Below are 23897 nucleotides of genomic sequence, written 5' to 3' on the forward strand. Positions count from 1 at the left end.
TCACCCGATCGACACGGACCAGCTCAGCGGGACCAGATACGGCGACGACACCGAGCGCACCGGGATCGGGCCGTCGACGCCGGTCACCTCGCAGTCGATGCCGGACGCCGCCCAATCCGGCGCCACCCGGGCCAGTGCCAGTGTGCGACCCGGTCCCGGGCTGTCCGCGTGGTGGACCAGCCGGCCGATGGTCAGCCCGGCCACCGACACCTCGGCCTGCTCGGCCGGTTCGACCCCGCGCGGCAGGCTCAGGCCGACGGTGCGTACGGCGGGGCCGGTCTTGAACTCGGCGAGCAGCGCGTCGCGGCCGATGAAGTCGGGCTGGTCCAAGTCGGCGAGCCAGTTGTAGCCGCAGCCCAACACCGTGTCCCCGGGCCCGACTTCGCGATGCGGAAGCGGTTGGCGCACCTCCAGCATGGCCGCCTCCAGGGTGCGGAACCCGGCGGGGACCGCACCCTTGGCCACGGCCGCGTCGAACAGCGCGGCGCCCAGCGCGGCGGGCACGAACACCTTGTAGCCGTACTCGCCGGTGTATCCGCTGCGGGCGACCAGGATCGGCGCGTCGCGCCAGGTGCGGTGCACGATCCCGCCGAGCGGTACCGAGGTCACCCCGTCGCCGAGCAACTCGCGCAACACCCGCCAGGCGTACGGCCCCTCGATCCCGATGGTGGCGAACTCGGGCCGTACGTCCTCGGGTTCGACGCGGTCGGCGTCGTCGAGGGCGGCGCCGACGGAGGTCAGGTGGGCGAGGGTGTCCGGGCCGCGACCGAACGCGGTCTCGAGCAACCAGCGGTCGCGCAGTCGATAGGCGGTGATCGTGTCGAGCGGATGGCCCGCCGGGTCCAGGAGCAGCGTGGTCGCCGACTGCCCGGGGAAGACCGCCTTGAGGTCGCTGGGTACGGCGGTGCGCAGCAGTGCCTGGGCGCCCGGGGCGGGCAGCGCGATCAGGCCGGTGCAGTCCAGGTCGAAGACGGCCGTCTCGTGGCGCAGCGCGTGATACTCGCGTTCGTCGTCGCAGTAGGTCCAGGGCACGACCGCGTGCTCGATGACGGCGGTCCGCAGGGGTGTGGCCGGCACAGTGATGTCCCTTCGTTCCTTGGATGTTCGAGACCGGGCCCGATCGGCGGGCGATGGCCGGCGGCGCTCAGTGGGCCGCGGCGGCGGCTGCCCGGAGGGCCTCGGCGAGTCGGCCCAGTGCCCCGGCGGGCACCGGACGCGGCGCGTTCGCGACGGCGAGGCAGGTCGCGGTCACCGCGCCGGCCGCCGCCGAGGATTCGGTGCGGGCCAGCGCCCGGATCGACCAGTCGTCGCCGTCGCGAAAGCCGAGTACGTCGGTGTCCGGTGGTCCCGCGAGGAGCAGGCCGGGGCCGGGCGGGTCGGTGGGCTCGGCCGGGACCAGGGCGCCGCATCCGGCGGAACCGGCGATCGGCCGGTTCGAGCCGTGCGGCGTGGCGTGGTACTCGAATTCGGTGCCCTGGCGCAGGCCGCGGAAGAACCAGGGCGATGGTTGCGCGGCGTGTACGGCGACGCAGAAGTCCGGCGCCGGGTCGAACGCCCGGCCGTCCCGGTGCCCGCGCGTGAGCACGATCAGCAGCGAGGCGCCGGGTGTCATCAGGTAGTCGACGTCCAGGCCGAGGTCGGTCCCGGCGAGGTGGATCTCGCCGGTGAGCCGCAGCCCGGACCAGGTCCGGCCCGCCGCGGTCAGGTGGGTGGGCGCGGTGCGGATCGGCGTCCAGGCGAACTCCTCGCGCGCGACGCTGGTGTTGGGGTCGGCGCGGTGTGCGACGGTGGATATGTTGAGCCCGCCCCGGGCCCTGGGCACGATGCCCATCGGCCGCGGGCGCGGGTAGGTGGAGCGCAGCAGTTCGGCGCCGCCGGGGCGGCGCAGGCCGACCACGCTCGCGCCGAAGTCGGGCGCGATCCGCGCGGTCAACTCGCCGTTGTCCAGTACCCATACGTCGCCCGTGTCGACCGCGGTCACCGGCTTGGCGGCGGCGCCGCGGGTCACCGGCAGCACGTCGTGCCGCGAGCTCTGCCGGGCCGACTCCTCGACCCACTCGACCCGGACGCCGACCGATCCGGGCCGCCGCGCCGGTACTACGATCCGTCCGGCGAAGGGGTGGTCGCCGGCGGCGTCGCCCGCGAACAACGTCTCGGCCGGCCCGCCCTCGACCGCCGCCGTCAGCCGGCCGTGCCGGGCCCGCGCGGAGAGTACGGTGAGCCGGCCGCGCACAAGCATCGTGTCCGGGGCGGTCTCGACGCCCGCGTCCACCTCGCCCGTCGGCTCGAGGCCGATCCGTACCGGCACCGGCGCCGCGAGTGGTGGACGCTCGATCGCCGGCATCGGCTCGGCGGGATCGGTCAGCGCCGCGCAGGCGTCGCGAACCGTACGCTCGTCGCCGGGTCCGCAGAAGAGGGCGTAGCCGGGGAAGGACAACACGCCCTCGGCTTCCGGGTCGGCCGGCTCGCCCGCAAGGAGCAGTGCCGGCATCCACTGCAAGCCGTACCGCAGTTGCTCGGCCCGCTGCCACAGCAGGCCGACGCTGTGTCCGCCGTCGTCGGTGAACGCGGTCCAACGCTCGGCGTAGCGCGCCGGCTCGGCCGGCAGGTCGGCCGAGCCGAGCAGCTCCAACGAGTGCATCCCGAACGGGAACCGTTCGTAGACCACGGGCGCGCGCCACAATCCCTCGGCCAGCGGCACGCTCATCGTCAGGGCCCGCCCGCGCGCCCACGGATGCACCCGCAGCAGGCACTCTCGCGCCGCCACCGCGCGCCGCAACCGCGGTTCGGCGTCGATCAGTTCGGTGCGCACCTCGACCAGTTGGTCACCACCCACCACCAGCGTGCGGCGCAGCCGGGCCCGGGACAGTCCGAGATCGGGCCGGGTCGCCGCGTAGGCCGCGCCGTGTCGCCGCCACCAGATGTTGGCCGGGGCCTCCAGGGTCAGTTCCGCGCGGCCGTCGGCGACGATCGCCCGGACCCGGGCCGGGTCGCGGCGCGGTGGGGTCTTGAGCGCGGCGGGGAAGGGCGGGCCCAGGTCGGGCCACAGTTCGCGGATGGCCGGTCCCCGGTCGCGGGCGGGCTCGATCTCGCAGGTTCCGGTGGCCTTGTCGACGATGAGCCGCAACCAGCGGTTGGCCAACAGCCAGTGGTCCTCCCGCTCCTCCAGGCGCGGCCGGGAGCGTGGTGCCCGGGCGGGCGCGGGGGCGGCCGGCGCCGCGGCGACCGCGCGCACCCAGCTGTGCAGGGTCAGCCGGGCCGGATGCGCGGAGCCGGCGTGCGAGACGTCGGCGTGGACGGTGAGTTCGGCCTCGTGCTCGCCGAGGTGGTCCAGCGCGAGCGCGGTCTCCCCCTCGATCGCCTCGCCGGGCGAGAGCGCGAACCGTCGCGGGCTCGGCGCTTCGCCGCCGCCGGCTCGGCGTACGGCCAGCTCGACGGTGATCGGGCGGGTGCCCCGGTTGGCGATCCGATGGACGAATCCGGCCGAGCCGCCGACCGGGACGCGCCGGGTGCGGGTCGCGGGGTGGAAGTCGATCTCCAGGCCGTCCCAGTTCAGCGCGCAGACCCGGTCGTGGGTCAGGTCGACCACGAATGTGCTCTCCGCGCCCGAGCCGATCATGGGATAGCGGAAGGTGGCCGCGCCGTGATAGTCGGCGACATCGTCCGCGGCGTTGCGCGGGGCCCGCCCCGGCACCCATGGACTCGAGCCGAAGTCGGTCCAGGCGCGGGCCAGTTCGGCCTGCCGCGCGCCCAGTCCCAGAGCCTGGATGATGAACCGGTACAGGTACGGCAGATAGGAGCGGAATTCCAGGCGGTCGTCGCCGCACGGGTCGGTCGAGGCCTGCCGGAAGCCGCCGGGGCGGACGATCGCCACCATCGAGGGGTTCGCGGGCGAGGCGTTGCAGTCGACCCGGTCGTAGCCGTGCGCCACGCAGTAGGCGAACGCCTCGACGAACAGCCGGATGGGCACCGCGCCGAGCCGGAACCGGGGATCGATGGCGAAGGTGTCCATCCACACCACCGCCCCCTGGCCCGCCTTGAGCGCGGACACCGGGTACAGCGCCAGCGAGCCCACCACGCGGTCCTCGGCCAGGGCCACGAACGTCTCCACGGCGCCGCGTTCGGCGACGAACGCGGCGTAGTCGGCGGCCGAGAGCGGGGCGCCGCCGAGCGGGCCCGGGTTCCAGTGGAAGGCGTTGATCCACGCGGCCATGGCCGCCGCGTCCACCGCCGCGACCGGGGCGACCGCCACCTCGGCGACGTGCCCGCCGGGGCCGGGCATCAGGCGTCCTCGCGCCGGGACTCGATGAAGTCCGCGAGCATGTTGACCGAGCCGAACCGGTCGAGTTCGTCGTCGGTGATGTTCACCTTGAACTGCCACTCGATGCCGACCACCACCTCGATCACGTGGATGCTGTCGAGTTCCAGGCCCCGGCCCAGGATGGCCTGGTCGTCGGTGAGCCAATCCGGATCCAGGTCGAGGTCGAGGCGTTCGACGATCACCTCCTTGATCTCGCGGCACAGGATCTGCCGCTGCCGTACCCGCTCCAGGACCCGGGTCTGCGCCGCTGTCAGCACGTCGTGCTCCCTTCCGTGTCGATGTCCGCCGACTCCGCCGGCGCTGCCGCTTGCCTCGGGTCGCGGCCCAGGACCACCGCGACCACCAGTCCGGCGCCGCAGCCCCACGCGGCGCTCGCCCCGGATTGGGCGGGGCAACACGGGCCCACTCCGGGCGCGCGGACCGAGGCGGACCGGGGTCGGCCGGTGAACAGGCCCTCGATCAGCGCGTCGGCCCGGGCACCGCACCCGCAGCGGTGGGTGCGGATCGGGTCGATGCGGATGTCGTGCCAGGTGAAATTCGGCCGGCGACCGCCCGCGCACTTGATCGCGGCCTCCTTGAGCGCGATCCCCGCCGCGAGTCGCACCGGCGATGCCGGGTGGGCGAGCGCCCAGCGCAGTTCCCGGGGGTTGAGCACGGCGCGCGCCACGAGTTCGTCCGCGCGGCCGGCCCGGGCGAGCCGGGCCGTGCGGACGGCGTCCACGCCGATGCGCGCCGCCGGGCCGTCGGCGGGCATCAGCGGGCTCCGGCGAACAGGCGCGAGCCGAACCGGGCGACCCGGCGCGGGGCGACCGTGGACAGCGCGGCGAGCAGCCGGTACGCGGCGCCCGGCACGCACACCGGCCGGCCCCGCTCGACCGCGCGCAGGCCCGCCCGCGCCACCCGCTCGGCGGGCAGCCAGGCCCGCGCCGGTACCCGGCTGACGTCGATGCCGGCGCGCCGGTGGAACTCGGTCGCGGTGAAGCTGGGGCACAGCGCGGTGACGTGTACGCCCGAGCCGCGTACCTCCTCGTACAACGCCTCGCTCAGGCTCAGGCTGAACGCCTTGGCGGCGCCGTAGGTCGCGGTGAGCGGATCGGGCTGGAACCCGGCGAGCGAGGAGACGTTGACGATCCAGCCGGAACCGCGCTCGACCATCGGGGCCAGTGCCGCGCGGCACAGCCGGACCACCGCGACCGCGCCGAGCGCGACCACGTCCAGCTCGGCCTCGACCGGCAGGGTGTGGAACGCCCCGCGCGTGCCGGTGCCCGCGTTGTTCACCAGCAGGTCGATCGGCGCGCCGGGATCGCGCAGGCGCGCCTCGACCCGGTCCAGGCCGGCGACGGTGCGCAGGTCGGCGGCGAGGCAGGCGACCTCGACGCCGTGCTCGGCGCGCAGCCGCTCGGCGATCTCGGCGAGGCGTTCGCCGTCGCGCGCGACCAGGACCAGGTTCGCCCCGTCCCGGGCGCCGGCCTGCGCGAAGGCGAGCCCGATGCCCGCGGTGGCGCCGGTGATCAGCGCGGTTCGCCACGGCACGCCGGCGTCGCGGGTGCGCTCGGCGGCGGTCGCCGGGGCCTTCACCGGCGCCCGCCCGACGCGGCCTCGGTCTCGCCGGCCGGCTGCTCGCGGGACAACTCCTCCGCGATGCGCAGCAGTTCGTTGAACTTGGCGACCCGGTCCATCCGGGCCGGCCCGCCCGCCTTGAGCCAGTCGGCGCCGCCCGCGACCGCGAGATGGGTGATGAAGTCGCTTGCGTTCTCGCCGCTGCGCTGGGACACCACGGTGCTGATCCCGTGCCGGGCCCCCAGCGCCAGCGCGTCGAGCGCCTGGGTGACCGTGCCGACCTGGTTGGGCTTGATCAACGCGCCGTCGGCCAGCCCGGCGGCCACGCCGCGGTCGATGCGCTCGGCGTCCGAGGCGAACAGGTCGTCGCCGACCACCGCGGCCCGGCCCGCCAGTCGTTCGCGCAGCCCGCGCCAGGCCGCCTCGTCGGTGGGGGCGAACGCGTCCTCCAGGAAGGTCAGCGGATATGTCCGTACCCAGTCCAGATAGCGCCGGGCCAGGTCGGCGGTGGAGAGCGGGTTCGCCGACCAGGGGAAGACGTAGCCGGCCGGTCCGGCGAACTCGGCGCCGGACAGGTCCAGGCCCAGGTGGAAGTCGCGCCCGCCGACCAGGCCGCAGTCCTCGGCGGCGGACACGATCAGCTCCATCGTCGGCTCGCAACCGCCCAGGTCCACCGACCAGCCGCCCTGGGTGCTGTCCGAGCAGCGGTGGCCCTTGCCCGCCAGTCGGGCGGCCAGCGCCGCGCGGACCCGGACCCCCTGGTCCAGGGCGGCGGCCGGCTCGCGCGTGGTGGGCAGCAGCAGGAACTCGGTGTAGACCGTGTTCGAACCGACCGCGCCGTCCGCGATGTTGAACATCGGCACCGGCAGCCGGCTCGGCCGGGCCGCCGCCAGGTGTCGGTAGAGCGGGCGACCGGTGGCCAGCGCGCCCGCCCGGGCCACCGCCATCGAGGTGGCGACCGCGACGTTGCCGCCGATCCGGCGGAACCAGGCGCCGCCGTCGAGTTCGCGCAGCGCGGTGTCGACGGCCCGCTGGTCGCACACGTCGCGGCCGATCAGCGCGGGCCGCACCAGGTCGGCGACGGAGGCCAGGGCCGGGGCCACGGCGGCGAGCGTGGGCAGCGCGGCCGCGTCCTCGAGGACGTACGCCTCGAACTCGCCGGTGGTCGAGCCCCGGGGAGCCGCCTCCGCCGCCCGCACGCCGCCCTCGGCGACGATCTCCACCTCGATGGCGGGGATGCCGTTGGAGTCGAACACCGCTCGGGCTCCGACCTCGCGTATCGCTCGCACAGTCTGCTCCTTCAGCACGTCTTGGTCCTCGTCGACGGTTCGGTGCGCGCGCCCGGTCCACCGTTGGCGCCGGGTGCGGCGCGCGGGCCCGGCTCGGTGAGTCGGGCGTGGGTCGCGGCGGCGATGGCCGGGCCCGCGATCCCGTACTTGTCCAGGAGTTGCCGATACGGGCCGGTCTCGGTGAACGTGTCCGCGATACCCAGGCGCAGTACCCGCGGGCCGCCGCGCGCCGCGATCAGTTCGGCGACCGCGCCGCCGAGGCCGCCGATCGTGGAGTGCTCCTCGACGGTGACCACGAGCACGCCGGAGCGGACCAGGTCGTACACCTCCGAGTCGGGGAACGGCTTGAGCCGCAGCGCCCCGAGCACCCGGGCCGCGACCCCGCGGGCGGCCAGCAACTCGGCCGCCGCGACACATTCCGCCACCGCCACCCCGCAGGCCACGAACACCACGTCCGGGTCCGGGTGGTCCCACACCCGCAGGTCGCCCGGACCCCGGGGGCCGCCCGGTACCGGCGGCATCGGATTGCGGCACAGCCGCACGTAGTTGGGGCCCGGCCGGGGCGGTGTGTCGGGGCCGCCGGCGCCGGTCAGTACCTCGGTGCCCAGCGTGTCGGCGTCGGCGTCGTCGGCGGGCACCCACACGTTCATCCCGGGTACCGAGCGCATGAAGGCCAGATCGGTGATCGCGTGATGCGGGGCGCCCTCCAACGACCCGGACACGCCCGCGTAGTGGCCGGCGATCGTCACCGGCAGCCCGGGCCAGCCGATCGAGAGCAGGATCTGCTCCGCCGCGCGGCCGACCAGGATCGAGGCGAACCCGGAGACGACCGGGCGGTATCCGGCCAGCGCCAACCCCGCCGCCATGCCCAGCATGTTCTGTTCGGCGATGCCGGTGTTCAGGAACGAGCCGGGCAGTCGGTCGGCGACCCGGCCGCTGCGGGTCGAGTGGGAGCAGTCCCCGTCGAGCACGAACAGGCGTCGGTCCGCCTCGCAGGCGCGCAGCAGCGCGGCGCCGAAGGGGTCACGCATGGCCCAACTCCCGTACGGCCTCGGCCAACCGGCTGGGGTCGGCGACCGAATGCCAGTTCGGGTCGTCCTCCATGAAGGAGACCCCGCGCCCCTTGACGGTGTGCGCGATCACCGCGCGCGGACCGGCCGCCGGGGCCAGCGCGGCGATCAGCTCGGCGCAGTCGTGTCCGTCCGCCTCGACCACGTCCCAGCCGAAGGCGCGCCACTTGGCGGCCAGGGGAGCGGGGCCCACGATGTCCTCGGTGCGGCCGTCGTGCTGGATGCCGTTGGCGTCCACGATCACGGTCAGGTTGGCCAGTGCCAGCCGGGCCGCGCACATCGCACCCTCCCAGACCTGGCCCTCCTGGCACTCGCCGTCGCCGAGCAGGGCGAACACTCGGGCAGGGAGCCCGCGTTCGCGCAGGCCCAGGGCCAGCCCGACGGCGACCGAGAAGGCCTGCCCCAGCGATCCGGAGCCGACCTCGATGCCGCGAGTGCGCGGGTCGGGGTGGCCCTGGAGCGGCGAGCCGAGCGCGCGCAGCGAGCCGGCCAGCTCGCGCGGGAGCACGCCCAGGTCGATCAGCACCGCGTACAGCGCGGGTGCCGCGTGCCCCTTGGAGAGCACGAATCGGTCGCGCTCGGCCCAGGCGGGATCGGTGGGGCGGTGTCGCATGACGTGGTAGTGCAGCACGGTCAGGATCTCGATCGCGGACAGCGAGCTGCCGGGATGCCCGGCGCCCGCCGCGGCGATCATGCGCATCGTCTCCAGCCGCAACCGGGCCGCGGTCGCGTCCAGTTCGGGCCGGCCGCTCATCGTGCGCCCGAATTCGTGAGCCGCACCGAGGTGACCACGTCGTCCAGGTGCGGGGTCTCCCCTCGGGCGGCCCGGTCGAAGGCCGTGACCAGGGCGATCGCGGCGTCGTGCGGGAGGGGGTGCTCGTCGACGGCGCCGACCGCGGCGGCACCCAGCGAGGAACTGCACAGCAGCGCGCCGTCCGCGGTCAGCACGTCGGCCGGGGTCAGTGGGCGGTGCTCGGGGGTGAGCCCGAGCGCGCCCTTGGCCACGATGCCGAGCAACTCGCGCGTGATGCCCGGCAGTACGCCCTCCGCCACCGGCGGCGAGAGCAGTCGGTCGCCGTCGAGCACGAGCAGGCTGGCGCGCGAGGTCTCGGTGATCCGGCCCGCCTCGTTGCGAAAGAGCACGTCGTCGCGACCGGCCCGGCGGGCCCGCAACAGCGCGCGACGCGCCCCGGCGTAGTGCGCGGTCGCCTTCACCCAGCGCGGCAGGTCGGTGTACGCCGGACGGGGTTCGTCGGCGGTGGCCAGGGTCAGCGGCCGGTTCGGCGCGTAGCCGTCCAGGGGGCGCAGGAACACGCATACCCCGGGGGACGCGTCGTCCAGGAATCCCTCGCCCTCGGCGTAGGCGAACAACCGGACGCCCACCGCCCCCCGCCCGTGGTGTCGCCGGGTCACCGCCACCACGGCCTCGGCCAGTTCGTCCGGCGCCCAGGGCAGTGCGAAGCCCAGGCCCGCGCAGGAGCGGCGGAATCGGGAGAGGTGCGCGGGCAGATCGAGAATGCGCAATGTGGTCCCGGTGGGATCGGCCACCGCCGCACAGCCGTCGAATACCACCTGCGCATAGCGCATGGCGGCCGAGTCGATCGACAACCGGACCTCGTCGAGACCGGTCAGCCGGCCGTCGCGCCAACATTCCTGATGCATAATCCGGCATCTCCCAATATCCGGCCGCACGCAAGGATAACTATATGACGTATAGAATAGTGGTGCGCATGACTCTGTCAATGCTTTTCGACGGTCGTCGATCCGACCGCGAGCACAACCGCGAGTCGATATCCACGCGATATCCACTCAATATCGAAGCGCGCCGAAAGAAACACCTGCGGGCACGAATTCGGCCAGGCTGAAATCAGCCGTACACGGCGATCGAGGAACATTGATCAAGAAAGCATGATCAAGCAGGAACGGTCGGCCGAGATCGCCGGCCCGAGTCGCCGGTCGGCGTCAGTTGCCGGGGTCGCCCACCTCGGGCGCCACGCCGGACGCGGGGGCCGAGGTGATCAACTTGCGGAGGGTGTCCTCCAGGTAGGCGTAGTCCGCCTCGATGTCCGCCGCCGACTGGCCGAACCGGCCGCTGACCTCGCTGGTGGCGAAGCCGACCACCATCGTGCTGAGCAGCCGTTCGGCCCGATTGACCTCGGTGATCGACAGGCCCGCTTCCAACAGGGCGGCGAACACCGCCTGCCGGACCCGGTGCGCCCCCGGGGTCGCCGCCGACCGGGTCAGCAGCAGCGGGAACACGTCCGGGTGGCGCCGGGCCGAGTCGCGGGCGGCTCGCCCGATCCGGGCCAGCCGCTCGTCCCACGGCAGTTCGACGTCCGGCAGCGGGAACTCGGACAGCAGTTCCTCGACGATGCCGTCGAGCAGGGCCGCCTTGTTCGCGATGTGCCCGTACAGCGACATCGCCGTGACGCCGAGTCGACGGGCCACTGCCTGAAGGGTCACGGCCTGCAGCCCCTGCTCGTCGGCCAGTTCGAGACTCACCCGAAGGATGGCGGAGCGGTCGATGGTGCGCGGGCGACCCATGGACCTCAAGGTATCACCGCCGTTCGGCGTGATCCGCCCACGGCGGCCCGGCGCCCAACGCGGCCCGCAGCCGGTGATGGATCTCCCGCGCGCCGATCGAGGCGGTCGCCCGCGGCGGCGCGGCACCGGCTGATCGACCGATGGGCACCACCAGCAGATGCGGACCCGGAGCAGCCCGGGCCGAGGCCAGCGCGGTGCCCAGATGCGCGAGATCGCGACAGCACACCGCCGACGCGTAGCCGCACGCCCGCGCGATCGCGGCGAAGTCGGTGCTGCCGGACGTGGTGGCCTGCGCGCCGGTCGACTCGTACGCGCCGTTGTCCAGCACCACGTGCACCAGGCCCGGCGGCGCCAGCGCGCCGATCGTGGACATCGTGCCCAGGTGCATCAGCGCCGCGCCGTCACCGTCCACGAGCACCACCTCGGCCGCCGGCCCGCGCAGCGCCAGCCCCAGGGCGAACGCGGACGCGTGTCCCATCGAACCCTGCATGTAGAAGTTCGTCGGCACATCGCCGGTCGCGAACAACTCGCGCGAGGTGTACCCGGTGGTGGAGACCACCGGAACTCCCGCCGCATGCGCGGTGATCGACCGCAGCACCGCGGCCCGGGCGAGCGCCGGCCGCGCGGCCGGCGGGTCGACGCCCGGCGGCGGCACCTCCACCGCGCCCTTCTCCACCAGGACGAACACACAGTTCCCCGAGGCGAGTTCCTTGTCCGTCCCGGCCAACAGCGCGCGCAGCCCGGCCGCGTCGGTACCCCGGCGCAGGGTCCGGTACCCGACCCCGAGGGCGTCCAGCACCTCGTGGGTGGCGGCGCCCATCACCGCGTGCTGCGGCTCGTCGCCGCCCGGATCGGGCCAGCCCCGCAGGCTGGTGAACACCAGGGCCGGGATGTCGTAGGTCATCAGCAGCGAGGTCAGCGGGTTGACCAGGTTGCCCAGGCCGGAGTTCTGCGCGACCACCGCGACCCGGATGCCCGCCACGGCGGCGCCCGCCGCGATGGCCAGCGCCGCGCCCTCGTTGGCGGCCGGCACATAACGCCCCTCGCGGGTGAAGCGGGCGATGGGTGCGGAGAAGAACGAGCACGGTACGCCGGTGACCAATGCCACGCCGAAGTCGGCGAGCGCGTCGCAGAAGTCGTCCGAGGCGATCACCAGTCCAACGCCTGCCACGCGTCCAGCCGTTGCAGCGCGAACACCTCGCGCACACTGGCGATCCGGTCCTCCACCTCGACCGAACTGCCCGCGCGCAGGATCGCGCCGTAGGTGTCGCGCAGCGAACTGACCGTGGCCCGCAACCCGTGGTTGGCGTAGATGACCACCGAGACCCCGGCCGCGGCGGCGGCTCGAGCGTCCCACTCGGGATAGGTCGTGGGCACCACCACGACCGGCACGGCCTTGTCCCACCCGTCCAGGAACCGGGTGATCTGCTCGCTGGTGCGGATCTTGGAGTGCACGAGGACCGCGTCCGCGCCCGCGTCGGCGTAGGCCGAGCAGCGCTTGAGCGCCTCGTCCACGTCGAGCCCGCTGATCAACGCCTCGGTTCGGGCGATCAGGAAGAAGTCCGGGGACTGCTGGGCGTTCTTGGCGACCTCGATCTTGCGCGCGAAGGTGCTGATGTCGAGCAGCGAGTGGTCGACGGCGGCGAAACTGTTGATCTTCGGGAACATCTTGTCCTCGATGCACACCGCCGTGATGCCGCCGGCCTCGTACTCGTGCACCATGTGCGCGACGTTCAGGTTGTTGCCGTACCCGGTGTCGCAATCCGCGACCACCGGGACGGACAGCGCCTTTTGCATGTTGACGGCGGCGTCCAGATACTCGCTCATCCCGAGCAGGCTCGCGTCGGGCAGGCAACGTGCCGCCGACACCTCCAGACTCGACGACCACACCGCGTGGAAGCCGGCCTCCTGCGCCAACACCGCGCCCAGCGCGTCGTGCGCGCCCGCGACGCGCACCAGGTCGTGTTGCTCGAGAACGGCCCGGAACGGCGCTGCGAGAGCAGTCCTGAGCACTGACGATCTCCTATCCGGTTCGAGGGGGCGGGCCGGGTTTCGGCCCGCGGGCGGCGCGCTGTCGGCCCGGGTCTCGGCCCGGTTCACGGCATCACGAGCTTGTAGAAGTCGGTGGGGTGCGCGGCCTCGCCCAGCTCCCCGAAGATCAGCCGCTGGCGCTCGCTCATCGCCGCCACCACATCGGCGGGCATCCGATCGAAGTCGAGCGGCCGACACCACAGGTGCCCGTACCGGATGATCACCGAACGCCGGGTCAGGCCACGGGAGTTGGGCGCCACCGCGTGCCACAGGTTGTACGGGAAGACGACCGCGTCGCCGGGCTCGGCCAGGATCTGCACCGCGTCCGGCGGCATCTCGCCGCGCCGCCAGTGGTCGTTGGGGCCGGGCAGGTAGCAGTCGTCGTCCAAACGCTCGGGGCGAGTGCGGTGACTGCCGGGGATGACCGTGAAGTTTCCCGAGTCGGGCCGGCTGACATCGGTGAGGAAGTACTGCACCTTCAACTGCAACGCCCGACTCGCCGGATCCAACACGATGCCCATCAGCGAGGCGCCGCCGTCGGTGTGCCAGCCCTCCAACGGCGCCGCGCCGCCCTCGCGGACGAACGCCTCGCTGCCCAACACGTGCAGATCCGGCCCGAGCAGCTCGACCAGCGTGGGCAACACGCCCGGATGGTCGACCAGATCGAGCAGCGCCGGACCGGCCGCCACCGCGTTGCGCACCCGGATGGAGTGCTCCTGGTCGTTGCGATAGCTGACGTGCGTGGTGCGGACCCGATCCCGCCGGCGGACCGCGACGTCGACCCCGGCCAGGGCACGTTCGACGTCCGCGTCGGAAAGCGCCTTTCTGATGTGAATGTAGCCGTTTTGATTCCACTGTTCGCGTCGGCTCCCGAGTATTTTCTCGGGTGATTCCCCCACCGGTGGACCTCCGCTCGGTCGTCTTCGCGCATTGACCTCAGCTTCACGGGCGTTTAGCTCGGCGACCAGTGTCTGCCCACCACACCGACCGTGTGTTCCGGCGCGGCGAACCATGCGAAACGCATGGTTCACCGCTGCTTTCCGCATCGGGACTCTCCCGGATACCCGCGTTGTAGCATCGGCGGATGGGCCCGGAATCGGGCTCCGGAACTTCTTCCAGCGCCATCACCAGCAGCAGTCGCGACCGAAGAGGGCCGTCTTTTGCCTCATGCCGCCCAGGTTCCGGTGGACCCCCTGGACTCCCGCGCTCTTCGCATTCCCACCGTGATCACGGCGGTGGTTCTGCTGAGTTGTCAGGCGGCTTCGGTGTGGTCGGTGCTCAGCGTCCCGGTCACGGCCTGGCGGATGGCCGCGGCGCTGGTCGCCGTCACGGCCGTGGCGTTGCTCCAGGCCGCGGTGTCGCTGCCCGGTCGACTGCGCGGATTACCCCGCCCGGGGCCCCGACTCCTGTGGCCCCAGGCGGTGTTGGCGCTGGTGCCCTCGTTCGCGTGCCCGGGCACCTGGACCGCGGCGCCCGGATTCCTGGCCGGCTCGCTGCTGTTGTTCCTGCCGTACCGGCGGGCCTGGTGGGCGTTCGGCGCGCTGATGTGCCTGACCGCGGTGGTGACGCTGCGGCTGGCCGACGACTTCGACGACGTGCCCTACGCGCTGGTGGCGAGCACCTCGACCGGACTCGTGCTCTACGCGCTGATGCGGATCACCGAACTGCTCGCGGAAATGCACCAGTCCCGGCTGGAACTGGCCCGGCAGGCGATCGTGCGCGAGCAGCACCGCTTCGCGCGCGATCTGCACGACCTGCTCGGCTACAGCCTCGCCACGATCGGGGTCAAGAGCTCGCTGGCGGCGCGGCTGCTGCCGCACGACGTCGAGCAGGCGCGCGTCGAGCTGGCGGAGATCGTGACCATCACCCGGCAGGCGGCCATCGACATGCGCGAGGTGGTGCATCGTTACCGGGGGATGTCACTGGTCGTCGAGGTCGAGGCGGCGCAATCGTTGCTCGCCTCGATCGGGGTGCGGGCCACCACCCGGATCGCGGTCGAGGCGTTGAACGGCGCCACCGAGACGGTGCTGGCCACGGTGTTGCGTGAAGGGCTCGCGAACATGATGCGGCACAGCTCGGCCACGCAGTGCGAGATCACCGCCGAACGCGACGGCGGGTTCGTCCGGTTCGGTGTCTGCAACGACCGGGCCGGCGCGCCGCGACCCCGGGGGAGCGGCGGACTGCGTCAGGGCGGTACCGGGTTGGCCAGTCTGGCGGTCCGGGTCGAGGGCATCGGGGGCCGGCTCGACGTCGGCACGGACGAGGGCGGGTGGTTCCGCCTGGTCGCCCTCGTACCGGACGCCGATCCGGCCGCCGTGCCCGACCACGATCCGGCGCCCGTCCCGGACCGCGACCCCACTCTCGATTCCGCCCTCGACCCCACCGAGGGTCCGCGCGAGGCGGCCCGAGCCCCGGTCGCCGGCTGAGCGCCCGGGGCACGCCGGGCGCCGCGTGGCCCCGGCGGGCCCGGCCCGAGGTAGCGGGCGATCCGACGTCCCACCCGGTGGTTCGGCTCAGAGCCAGCCCTCGTCCCGGGCGATCCGGATCGCGTCGACCCGATTGCGCGCGTTCAGCTTGGCCACCACCGAGTTCAGGTGATTGCGTACGGTGCCGGCGCACACCCACATCTGGTCGGCGATGTCCGAGACCCGATTGCCGTCGGCCGCCGCTCGCAACACCTGGAGCTCGCGGGTGGTGAGTCGGGAGGGGCCGCCGTCGATCGCGGCGAGTGCCACCGACGCGTCGATCACCCGACCGCCCGCGGCGATCTCCCGGATCGCGCCGCTGAAGCGGTCCGGGTCGGAATTCTTGAGCAGGAAACCGGACACCTTGGCCGCCGCCGCGCGGTGCAGATGGCCGGGGGCGTTCATCCCGGTGAGGATCAGCGTGCGACATTGCGGCAGCGCGGTGCGCAGCGCGGCGGCGGCCTCGATGCCGTCGATGCCGGGCAGGCCGATGTCGAGCACCGCGACGTCGGGGAGCACCGCCCGGGCGCGGGGCAGCACGTCGGTACCGGAGTCGACCTCGGCGACCACGTCGATGTCCGGCTCCAGAGCCAACAACGCCACCAGCGCTCTGCGCAATAACGTCATGTCCTCGGCGATCAGGACCTTGATCACGGATTACCCCTCATCCCGAACCGCGGCGCCGAACTCCCTCGGCGTCGCGGTTCACCGGTGATCCCCCGTATCAAGATGCCGATTATGCAGCAGGAGTTCGGCGGGCCCATAGAGCCGAACCCCGGCAAAATCCGCCCCCGCACCGGCCGTTCGCGAGCGGGCGACCCGAAACGCGCCGAGCGGGCAATGGGCGGGCGCCGGGCCCGAACGTAGGGGCGGCGCGGAAAAGGCGCGGACCCGGATCGGCGAGCTGCCGATCCGGGTCCGCCCGTACGCCTACGCGGTAACCACCGGCTCACCTGACCGGCTCACCTCACCGGCTCGAATCACCGACTCCACCGGCTCAGCCGGAGAACTCCTCCAGGGCCTTGTTCGCCTCGGCCAGCCACTCCGCGCGGGCCGCGATCGATTCCTCGGCCTCGCGCAGCTTGCGCTCGTTGCCCGCCGCGCGCGCCTTGTCGGCCTGCTGGGTGAGCTTGTCGATGGACGCCTGGATCTGGTCCACCGCCGCCTGCGCACGAGCCCGGGCCTCCGGGTTCGTCCGCTTCCACAGCTCCTCCTCGGCCTCGCGGATCGCCCGCTCGACCGTCTGCAGGCGGGCCTCCATCTTCGGCCGGGCATCACGCGGGACGTGGCCGATCGCCTCCCAGCGATCGTTGATCGAACGCAGCGCCGCCCGGGCCGACTTGACGTCGGTCACCGGCAGGATCGTCTCGGCCTCGGCAAGGAGCACCTCCTTGGCGGCCTGGTTCTCCCGCTGCTCGGAGTCGCGCTCGGCGAACACCTCGCTGCGCGCCGCGAAGAACACGTCCTGCGCGGCCCGGAAGCGCTGCCACAGCTCTTCCTCGACGTCGCGCTGGGCCCGACCGGCGGCCTTCCAGTCGTTCATCAGGTCGCGATAGCGCGCGGCGGTGTCGGTCCACTCGGTGGACGCGGACAGCGCCTCGGCCGCCTCGACCAGCTTCTCCTTGACGCGCTTGGCGCTGTCCCGCTGCCCGTCCAACTCCGCGAAATGCGCCTTGCGACGCTTGGCGAAGTTGGACCGGGCCTGCGAGAACCGGTGCCACAGTTCGTCGTCGGCCTTGCGGTCCAGGCGCGGCACCGCCTTCCACGCGTCCACCAGCGCGCGCAACCGCTCGCCGGCGGGCCGCCAGTCCGTGCTCTGGCCCAGCTGCTCGGCCTCGGCGACGATCCGCTCCTTGGCGCCCTGCGCCTCCTCCTGCGCCTTGGCACGGGTGGCCTTGCGCTCCTCGCGCTTGGAGTCCACCACGGTCACCAGCGCGTCCAGGCGCTTGACGAGCGATTCCAGATCGCCGACCGCGTTCGCGTCGACGATGCTCGCGCGCAGGCGCTCGATCGCGTGGTGGGCGTCCTTGGGCGCGAGATCGGTGGTCCGTACCCGCCGCGCGAGCAACTCCACCTCGACGGCGAGCCCCTCGTACTTACGCCGGAAGTAGGCCAGGGCCTCGTCCGGGGAACCCGCCTGCCACGAACCGACGGAGCGTTCACCGTCCGCCGTCTTGACAAAGACGTTTCCCTGCTCGTCCACGCGGCCCCACGGGTCGCTGCTCACAGCGGCCTCCTTCGATGCTGAATGCGGCGCACTTTACACAGGACCCCGGGGCGCCGGCCGGGCCGCGCCCCGGAGTCGCCGTGGAACATGCGTCCGGTCGGTTGCTACTTGGCCACGGTCACGCTGTCGAGGACCACGTTCTCGTGCGGCGCGCCGTCCGAGCTGCCGTCCTCGGTGCCCGCGGCGGCGATCTTGGCCAGGACGTCCATCCCGCCGGTGACCTTGCCGAACGGGGTGTACTTGGGCGGCAGTTTGCTGTCCGCGGTGACCAGGAAGAACTGGCTGCCGTTGGTGCCCGGGCCCGAGTTCGCCATCGCCACGGTGCCGGCCGGGTAGGACGCCATGCCGTCCCCGCCCGCCGTACCCAGGTTCTCGTCGGCGAACTTGTAGCCGGGACCACCGCTGCCGGTCCCGGTCGGGTCGCCGCACTGGAGCACGGCCAGGCCGCCCGAGGTCAGCCGGTGGCACTTGGTGTGGTCGAAGAACTTCTTGCCCGCCAGGAAGTCGAACGAGTTGACGGTGTGCGGCGCCTTGCCCGCGTCCAGCGCCACCTTGACCTCGCCACACGTGGTCTTGAGCGTCATCGTGTACGCCGCGCCGGTGTCGATCGACATCGCCGGCTCGGCGGCGAACTGCTCCTTCGTCGGCTCGCCCGCGGCCGGCGGCGCACAGGTCTTCGGCTTGGTGTTGGGCGCCGGTGCCTGCGGTGCGTCGGTGGGCGGCGTGCTCGGCGGGGTCGACGCGCCCGCGTTCACCGTCTTCTTGTCGTCGTCCTTGCCCGACGCCACCGCGAGCCACGCGCCGCCACCGGCCACCACGACCACCGCCGCGACCGCGGCGATGACCTGGTTGCGCCGGCGCCGACGTGCGTGCGCGGACCCGCGTCGCTGCTGCTGGCGCTCGAACTTCTCGCGCGCGAGCTGCCGCTGTCGCTGCTGTTTGGTGACCACCGCGTGTTCTCCTGGATTCGAACGGACTCGATGTGGACGGACTCGACCGGGACACCCGACGGCCGGGGGAGGGCCGAGCCGGGCTGGTGGCGCCGTGCCGGGATCCGCGCACCGGTCCCGACCTGCGACGATCCCATCGGTTCGGAACCGACCGCAGCTCGCGCACAGTCTAGGCACGCACCCCCTGAACCGGTTCGCGATCCGCCCCCGCGCGCCGGTAGTCTCGTACCTGATTCCCACGTCCGCCGCATACTTCCGTGCTTGCCCCGCCGCCGGAAGACCCCGAGACCGAGAGGACGAACGTGATCGTCGCCGGGTTCCCCGCAGGGTCCTTCCAGACCAACTGTTACGTGGTCGCCCCGGCCGCCGGTGAGGAATGCGTCATCGTCGACCCCGGGCAGGACGCGTTCGACGGCGTACAGGACATCATCCGCGAGCACCGACTGCGCCCGGTGGCCGTCGTACTGACCCACGGGCACATCGATCACATGTTCTCCGTGGTCCCGGTCTGCGCCGAGCACAAGGTGCCCGCGTGGATCCACCCCGACGACCGCGACCTGCTCTCCGACCCGGCCAAGGGCCTGTCGCTCGGCGTCGGACAGCAGCTGTTCGGCGGGATGACCTTCACCGAGCCCGAGGACGTGCGGCTGCTCACCGACGGCGCCGTGCTCGACCTCGCGGGCCTGGAACTGACGGTCCATCATGCGCCCGGCCATACCCAGGGGTCGGTGGCTTTCGGCACCCGGGGGAGCGCGGACATCCCGCCCATCCTCTACTCGGGTGACCTGCTGTTCGCCGGCTCCATCGGACGCACCGACCTGCCCGGCGGCGACCACGCGCAGATGTTGCGCTCGCTGACCCGGGTCTGTCTGCCGCTGCCGGACGAGACCGTCGTCCTGTCCGGCCACGGCCCCCAGACGACGATCGGCCGCGAGCGCGCGAGCAACCCTTATCTGCAAGAGCTGACGCCGCCCGCGGGACCGCACCGAGGAATGTGACGGATTTTCATACCGTGAGTACCTTCAACGCCCCCAAGGGCACCTTCGACATGCTTCCGCCGTACTCGGAGACGTTCAACCGGATCCGGATCCAGTTCGGCCTGGAGCTGCGCGACGCGGGTTTCCAGTACATCGAGACCCCCACCTTCGAGGAGACCGGCCTCTTCCTGCGCGGCGTCGGCGAGTCCACCGACATCGTGACCAAGGAGATGTACACCTTCGAGGACCGCGGCGGTCGTTCGCTCACGCTGCGCCCCGAGGGCACCGCGGCCGTGATGCGCTCGGTGCTCCAGCACAACCTCTACGCCGGCCGACTGCCGGTCAAGCTGTGGTACTTCGGCTCGTACTACCGCTACGAGCGCCCGCAGGCGGGCCGTACCCGGCAGTTCACCCAGGTCGGCGCCGAGGCGATCGGCAGCGACGATCCGCTGGTCGACGTCGAGATGATCGCGCTGGCCGCCGAGGGCTTCATGAAGCTGGGGCTGCGCGACTTCCGGCTGCTGCTCAACTCGCTCGGCTGCCGCGAGTGCCGGCCGGTCTACCGCGCCAAGCTCCAGGAGTTCCTGCGCGCGCTCCCGCTGGACGAGGAGACGCACGCGCGGATCGAGCTCAACCCGCTGCGGGTGCTCGACGACAAGCGGCCCGAGGTACAGGCACTGATCGCCGACGCGCCGCTGATCACCGACCACCTGTGCGAGGCGTGCGCCGAACACCACTCGTTCGTCCGCGGCATGCTCGACGAGCTGGAGATCGCCTACGAGGACACGCCGCGGCTGGTGCGCGGCCTGGACTACTACAACCGGACCACGTTCGAGTTCGTGCACGACGGCCTCGGCGCGCAGTCGGCGATCGGTGGCGGCGGGCGCTACGACGGCCTCTCCGAGGACCTCGGCGGCCCCGACCTGCCCTCGGTGGGCTGGGCGCTCGGCATCGGCCGCACGATGCTCGCGATGGAGGCCGAGGGCCAGACCGTGGAGACGCCGGCCGACTGCGACGTCTACGGCGTGGCGATCGGCGACCCGGCCCGGCGCGCGGTGTTCGCGATGATCACCCAGCTGCGGATCGAGGACATCCCTGCCGACATGGCCTTCGGCGGGAAGAAGCTCAAGGGCGCCATGAAGGCCGCGTCGCAATCGGGCGCCCGCTACGCCATCGTCGTCGGCGACCGCGACCTCACCGAGGGCGTCGCCCAGATCAAGGACCTGTCGAACGGGGAGCAGACCCCGGTCCCGCTCGACCAGGTCGTCACCGTCTTGAAGGAGAAGCTTCAGTGATCCGCACCCATGACGCCGGGACGCTCCGCGCCGAGCACGCCGGCCACACCGTGACGCTCGCCGGCTGGGTGGCCCGGCGGCGCGACCACGGCGGCGTGGCGTTCGTGGACCTGCGGGACGCCTCGGGCACCGTCCAGGTGGTCTTCCGCGACCTGGAGACGGTGCACAACCTCCGCTCCGAGTTCTGCGTGAAGATCACCGGCGACGTGCGCACGCGCCCGGACGGCAACGAGAACACCGAGATCCCCACCGGTGCGATCGAGGTCGTCGTGGACGACTTCGAGATCCTCTCCGAGGCGGCCCCGCTGCCGTTCCCGATCGAGGAGTACACCCCGGGCACGGTCAACGAGGAGGTGCGGCTCAAGCACCGCTACCTCGACCTGCGGCGTGCACCGATGGCTCGCAATCTGCGGCTGCGCTCCAAGGTGACCCGGGTGATCCGCGAGGTGATGGAGGAGCACGACTTCCTCGACATCGAGACGCCCTACCTGACCCGGTCCACGCCCGAGGGCGCTCGCGACTTCCTGGTGCCGGTGCGGCTCCAGCCGGGCTCGTGGTATGCGCTGCCGCAGTCGCCGCAGTTGTTCAAGCAGCTGCTCATGGTGGCCGGCATGGAGCGCTACTACCAGATCGCGCGCTGCTTCCGGGACGAGGACTTCCGGGCCGACCGGCAGCCCGAGTTCACCCAGCTGGACGTCGAGATGTCGTTCTGCGACGCCGAGGACGTCCTGGCGCTGACCGAGAAACTGATCGCGCGCGTGTGGCGCGAGGTGCACGGCGTGGAGATCCCGCTGCCGCTGCCCCGGCTGCCCTACGCCGAGGCGATGGCGCGCTACGGCTCGGACAAGCCGGATACCCGCTTCGGCTGTGAACTGGTGGACCTGACGGCCTACTTCGCGGGCACCTCGTTCCGGGTGTTCCAGGCCGAGTTCACCGGCGCGGTGGTGATGCCCGGCGGCGCCGCGCAGACCCGCAAGGAGCTGGACGGCTGGCAGGACTGGGCCAAGGCGCGCGGCGCGCGCGGGTTGGCCTATGTACTGGTCGACGCGGAGACCGGGGAACTGCGCGGGCCGGTCGCCAAGAACCTGTCCGAGGAGCACCTGGCCGGGCTGGTCGAGGCGACCGGCGCGACGAAGGGCGACTGCATCTTCTTCGCGGCGGGACGGCGGACCGCCTCGCTCGAACTGCTGGGCGCGGCGCGCCTGGAGATCGCCCGTCGGGGGTCGTTGGTCGACGAGTCGAAGTGGAACTTCCTCTGGGTCGTCGACTTCCCGATGTTCGAGCCGATCGAGGACGCGGCCGGCAACCACCAGGGTTGGCACGCGATCCACCACCCCTTCACGGCGCCTACGGCGGAGTGGGTCGACTCGTTCGACAAGAATCCGGGGGAGGCGCTGTCGAACGCGTACGACATCGTGCTCAACGGGACCGAGATCGGCGGCGGTTCGATCCGTATCCACCGTCGCGACGTGCAGGAGCGGGCGTTCGCGGCGATCGGGATGTCGGAGGAGGAAGCCCAGTCGCAGTTCGGGTTCCTGCTGGACGCGTTCGCGTACGGGCCGCCGCCGCACGGCGGGATCGCACTGGGACTGGACCGGTTGGTGGCGCTGTTGGGCGGGGCGGAGTCGATTCGGGATGTGATCGCCTTCCCGAAGACGGCCTCCGGTGGCGACCCGCTGACCGGGGCGCCTTCGCCGATCACGGTGCAGCAGCGGCGGGAGGCGGGGATCGACGCCAAGCCGAAGGGTGGGGCTGGGTCGGCCGGGGCTGGGGCTGGGGCTCGGGCTGAGTCCGGGTCTGGGGCTGGGTCGGGCTCGGGGGCGGCTTCGGGTGAGGCGGCCGGTGCTGGTGGTGCGGCTGCGGCTGCGGGGTCGGGTTCGGCGTCGCAGGGCTGAGTTTTCGGGGGGCCTGGGGGCCTGGGATCCCGGGACCTGGGATCCCCGGATCCGGGGGACCCGGGACCCGGGATCCGGGAACCTGGGTGGCTGAGGGCGGCTTGCCGGATCGATCGATCGATCGATCCTGGTGGGTCGCCTTTCGGCGTTTGCCGTGGTGAATGTCGACTCGGCGGAGTAGCCGAAACGCTTCTGCACAGGCTCGGAGCGGGTGCGAGCGTGCCTGCCTACCTTGGAAGTCGAGCCGGCGCTGGGCCGGTTCGGGCGATTCGGGGAGGTCGACATGGCGGCGGAGGATGCGACCGGGCGGCAGGTGCCGGCGGAATATGTGACCCGGTCCACCGTGCTCGGCCGGGGTTGGACGCAGGGCGCCATCGCGCGTTTCCTGGCCGAACCGGACGGCACAATGGCCAACTTGCGCTATCGCGGCTCGCCGCCGACCCGGTTGTACGCGATGGCGCGCGTGCAGGCGATCGAGGGCACGCGGGACTGGCAGGAGTGGTTCCACGTCTCGCAGCGCCGACGGCGGCCGACCACGGTGGGGCGGGCGGACCCGGCCGGGGTCGCCGAGCGGGGTGAGCCGCCGGCGCCGGTGCCTGCGGCGGGCTCGGGCGGCGGAAGAGACGGAACAGGTGGAACAGGCGGAGCGGTCGGACCTGTTGCCCCCGTCGCGGTCGGTCCGTATGTCGGAGCCGGGCGGGATGCTGGGACGGGTCGAGGTCGGGGCGCGAATCGGGAGGTCGCATGAGCCACACCGTGCACATCAATCCGCTGCGCTGGTTCACCGATGGCGAGGGCGGCCTGGAGTTCGTCGAGTCGTTCGGCACGCCGGTGCCGGCCGATCTCCTGGAGGAGGCGCGCGCCGCGTCCTATCCGGGAGTGGGCGAGGTATTGGCCGTCCTGCGGGGCGAAGGACTGTCCGCGCGCTGCTGGTTCACCCTGTGGGTGGACGGCGCCGAGGTGGTGAACCCGCTGCCGGAGCAGCCCGGGGGAGGGGAGGCCGATCACCTGGGCGGGCTCGCGGTGGCGGTCGCGGGCGAGCGCAAGCGGATCGGGGTCGACGAGCCGGCGTCCGGGCTGACCTGCCGGGCTCCGGGCGCGGGTGCGGCGGAGCGGGCGGTGGCCGCGCTGGCCGAGGCGTTCGGACCACAGGTGATGTGGGCCGGCGACATCGGCGAGGTCGTGGTGGTGCCGCCCGGGTGGACCGCGGCACAGGTCCGGGACCGACGGGTGGGGTGTGACATGGCCGATTCGTGATGGATCTGCCCCTGTT

At 72.5% G+C, this 23897-nt stretch carries 22 protein-coding genes; 6 read left to right on the plus strand and 16 right to left on the minus strand.

Annotation, left to right across the window (positions count from 1 at the left end):
• The 13 genes from ABIA38_RS25280 to ABIA38_RS25340 all read right to left on the minus strand — a co-directional run bounded on the left by ABIA38_RS25280 (nucleotide 1) and on the right by ABIA38_RS25340 (nucleotide 13714).
• A complete protein-coding gene (locus tag ABIA38_RS25280; RefSeq protein ID WP_424641101.1) occupies nucleotides 1-1077 on the minus strand; it encodes a hypothetical protein in 1077 nt (358 codons plus the stop codon).
• 67 nt (nucleotides 1078-1144) lie between these two features.
• On the minus strand, nucleotides 1145-4282 hold the full coding sequence (locus ABIA38_RS25285; protein WP_424641102.1) for a hypothetical protein: 3138 nt from the start codon (nucleotides 4280-4282) through the stop codon (nucleotides 1145-1147).
• Nucleotides 4282-4578 carry an acyl carrier protein gene (locus tag ABIA38_RS25290; protein ID WP_424641103.1) on the minus strand — a complete coding sequence of 99 codons (297 nt, stop codon included), beginning with the start codon at nucleotides 4576-4578 and terminating at the stop codon, nucleotides 4282-4284. Before ABIA38_RS25290 ends, ABIA38_RS25285 begins: the two co-directional genes overlap by 1 nt.
• A complete protein-coding gene (locus tag ABIA38_RS25295; RefSeq protein WP_424641104.1) occupies nucleotides 4572-5075 on the minus strand; it encodes a 4'-phosphopantetheinyl transferase superfamily protein in 504 nt (167 codons plus the stop codon). The genes ABIA38_RS25290 and ABIA38_RS25295 overlap by 7 nt, the downstream gene beginning before the upstream one ends.
• Complete coding sequence (locus ABIA38_RS25300; protein WP_424641105.1) at nucleotides 5075-5899, minus strand: SDR family NAD(P)-dependent oxidoreductase; 825 nt, start codon at nucleotides 5897-5899, stop codon at nucleotides 5075-5077. The genes ABIA38_RS25295 and ABIA38_RS25300 overlap by 1 nt, the downstream gene beginning before the upstream one ends.
• Nucleotides 5896-7170, minus strand: a complete 1275-nt coding sequence (eno, locus tag ABIA38_RS25305; RefSeq protein WP_424641106.1) for a phosphopyruvate hydratase — start codon at nucleotides 7168-7170, stop codon at nucleotides 5896-5898. Before eno ends, ABIA38_RS25300 begins: the two co-directional genes overlap by 4 nt.
• An 11-nt stretch (nucleotides 7171-7181) precedes the next feature.
• Complete coding sequence (locus tag ABIA38_RS25310; RefSeq protein WP_424641107.1) at nucleotides 7182-8201, minus strand: transketolase family protein; 1020 nt, start codon at nucleotides 8199-8201, stop codon at nucleotides 7182-7184.
• Entirely contained in the window at nucleotides 8194-8994 is an 801-nt protein-coding gene (locus ABIA38_RS25315; RefSeq protein WP_424641108.1) for a transketolase, read from the minus strand. The genes ABIA38_RS25310 and ABIA38_RS25315 overlap by 8 nt, the downstream gene beginning before the upstream one ends.
• Nucleotides 8991-9902 (minus strand): aminotransferase class IV, encoded by a 912-nt coding sequence (locus ABIA38_RS25320; RefSeq protein ID WP_424641109.1) that lies wholly within the window; start codon nucleotides 9900-9902, stop codon nucleotides 8991-8993. The genes ABIA38_RS25315 and ABIA38_RS25320 overlap by 4 nt, the downstream gene beginning before the upstream one ends.
• 300 nt (nucleotides 9903-10202) lie before the next feature.
• The gene (locus ABIA38_RS25325; RefSeq protein ID WP_424641110.1) at nucleotides 10203-10784 is read right to left on the minus strand and encodes a TetR/AcrR family transcriptional regulator; all 582 of its coding nucleotides are present in this window, start codon (nucleotides 10782-10784) and stop codon (nucleotides 10203-10205) included.
• A 13-nt stretch (nucleotides 10785-10797) separates the two neighbouring features.
• Entirely contained in the window at nucleotides 10798-11955 is a 1158-nt protein-coding gene (gene aepY / locus ABIA38_RS25330; RefSeq protein WP_424641111.1) for a phosphonopyruvate decarboxylase, read from the minus strand.
• On the minus strand, nucleotides 11934-12797 hold the full coding sequence (locus ABIA38_RS25335; RefSeq protein ID WP_424641112.1) for an isocitrate lyase/phosphoenolpyruvate mutase family protein: 864 nt from the start codon (nucleotides 12795-12797) through the stop codon (nucleotides 11934-11936). The genes aepY and ABIA38_RS25335 overlap by 22 nt, the downstream gene beginning before the upstream one ends.
• A gap of 83 nt (nucleotides 12798-12880) precedes the next feature.
• Nucleotides 12881-13714: a phytanoyl-CoA dioxygenase family protein gene (locus ABIA38_RS25340; RefSeq protein ID WP_424641113.1), complete on the minus strand. Its 834-nt coding sequence runs from the start codon at nucleotides 13712-13714 to the stop codon at nucleotides 12881-12883.
• A gap of 324 nt (nucleotides 13715-14038) precedes the next feature.
• On the opposite strand from ABIA38_RS25340, the gene ABIA38_RS25345 reads away from it, so the two are divergent.
• Nucleotides 14039-15241: a sensor histidine kinase gene (locus tag ABIA38_RS25345; protein ID WP_424641114.1), complete on the plus strand. Its 1203-nt coding sequence runs from the start codon at nucleotides 14039-14041 to the stop codon at nucleotides 15239-15241.
• 87 nt (nucleotides 15242-15328) lie between these two features.
• Here the strand turns inward: ABIA38_RS25345 and ABIA38_RS25350 are convergent, their stop codons facing one another.
• From ABIA38_RS25350 to ABIA38_RS25360, 3 genes are all read right to left on the minus strand, one after another.
• Entirely contained in the window at nucleotides 15329-15934 is a 606-nt protein-coding gene (locus ABIA38_RS25350; protein WP_424641115.1) for a response regulator, read from the minus strand.
• A 343-nt stretch (nucleotides 15935-16277) separates the two neighbouring features.
• The gene (locus tag ABIA38_RS25355; RefSeq protein ID WP_424641116.1) at nucleotides 16278-17507 is read right to left on the minus strand and encodes a DUF349 domain-containing protein; all 1230 of its coding nucleotides are present in this window, start codon (nucleotides 17505-17507) and stop codon (nucleotides 16278-16280) included.
• A 104-nt stretch (nucleotides 17508-17611) separates the two neighbouring features.
• Nucleotides 17612-18457: a peptidylprolyl isomerase gene (locus ABIA38_RS25360; protein ID WP_424641117.1), complete on the minus strand. Its 846-nt coding sequence runs from the start codon at nucleotides 18455-18457 to the stop codon at nucleotides 17612-17614.
• Nucleotides 18458-18759: 302 nt separating this feature from the next.
• On the opposite strand from ABIA38_RS25360, the gene ABIA38_RS25365 reads away from it, so the two are divergent.
• The 5 genes from ABIA38_RS25365 to ABIA38_RS25385 all read left to right on the plus strand — a co-directional run bounded on the left by ABIA38_RS25365 (nucleotide 18760) and on the right by ABIA38_RS25385 (nucleotide 23881).
• Entirely contained in the window at nucleotides 18760-19455 is a 696-nt protein-coding gene (locus tag ABIA38_RS25365; protein ID WP_424641118.1) for an MBL fold metallo-hydrolase, read from the plus strand.
• Between the two features lie 14 nt (nucleotides 19456-19469).
• Nucleotides 19470-20729, plus strand: a complete 1260-nt coding sequence (gene hisS, locus ABIA38_RS25370) for a histidine--tRNA ligase (protein WP_424641119.1) — start codon at nucleotides 19470-19472, stop codon at nucleotides 20727-20729.
• Nucleotides 20726-22624, plus strand: coding sequence for an aspartate--tRNA ligase (gene aspS / locus ABIA38_RS25375; RefSeq protein WP_424641120.1), 1899 nt, complete (start codon nucleotides 20726-20728; stop codon nucleotides 22622-22624). Before hisS ends, aspS begins: the two co-directional genes overlap by 4 nt.
• A 283-nt stretch (nucleotides 22625-22907) precedes the next feature.
• Nucleotides 22908-23372, plus strand: a complete 465-nt coding sequence (locus ABIA38_RS25380) for a hypothetical protein (protein WP_424641121.1) — start codon at nucleotides 22908-22910, stop codon at nucleotides 23370-23372.
• Nucleotides 23369-23881, plus strand: a complete 513-nt coding sequence (locus ABIA38_RS25385; RefSeq protein ID WP_424641122.1) for a hypothetical protein — start codon at nucleotides 23369-23371, stop codon at nucleotides 23879-23881. Before ABIA38_RS25380 ends, ABIA38_RS25385 begins: the two co-directional genes overlap by 4 nt.
• The last annotated feature ends 16 nt before the right edge of the window (nucleotides 23882-23897 follow it).

The organism is Embleya sp. AB8 (assembly GCF_049739465.1).
Classification (GTDB): domain Bacteria; phylum Actinomycetota; class Actinomycetes; order Streptomycetales; family Streptomycetaceae; genus Embleya.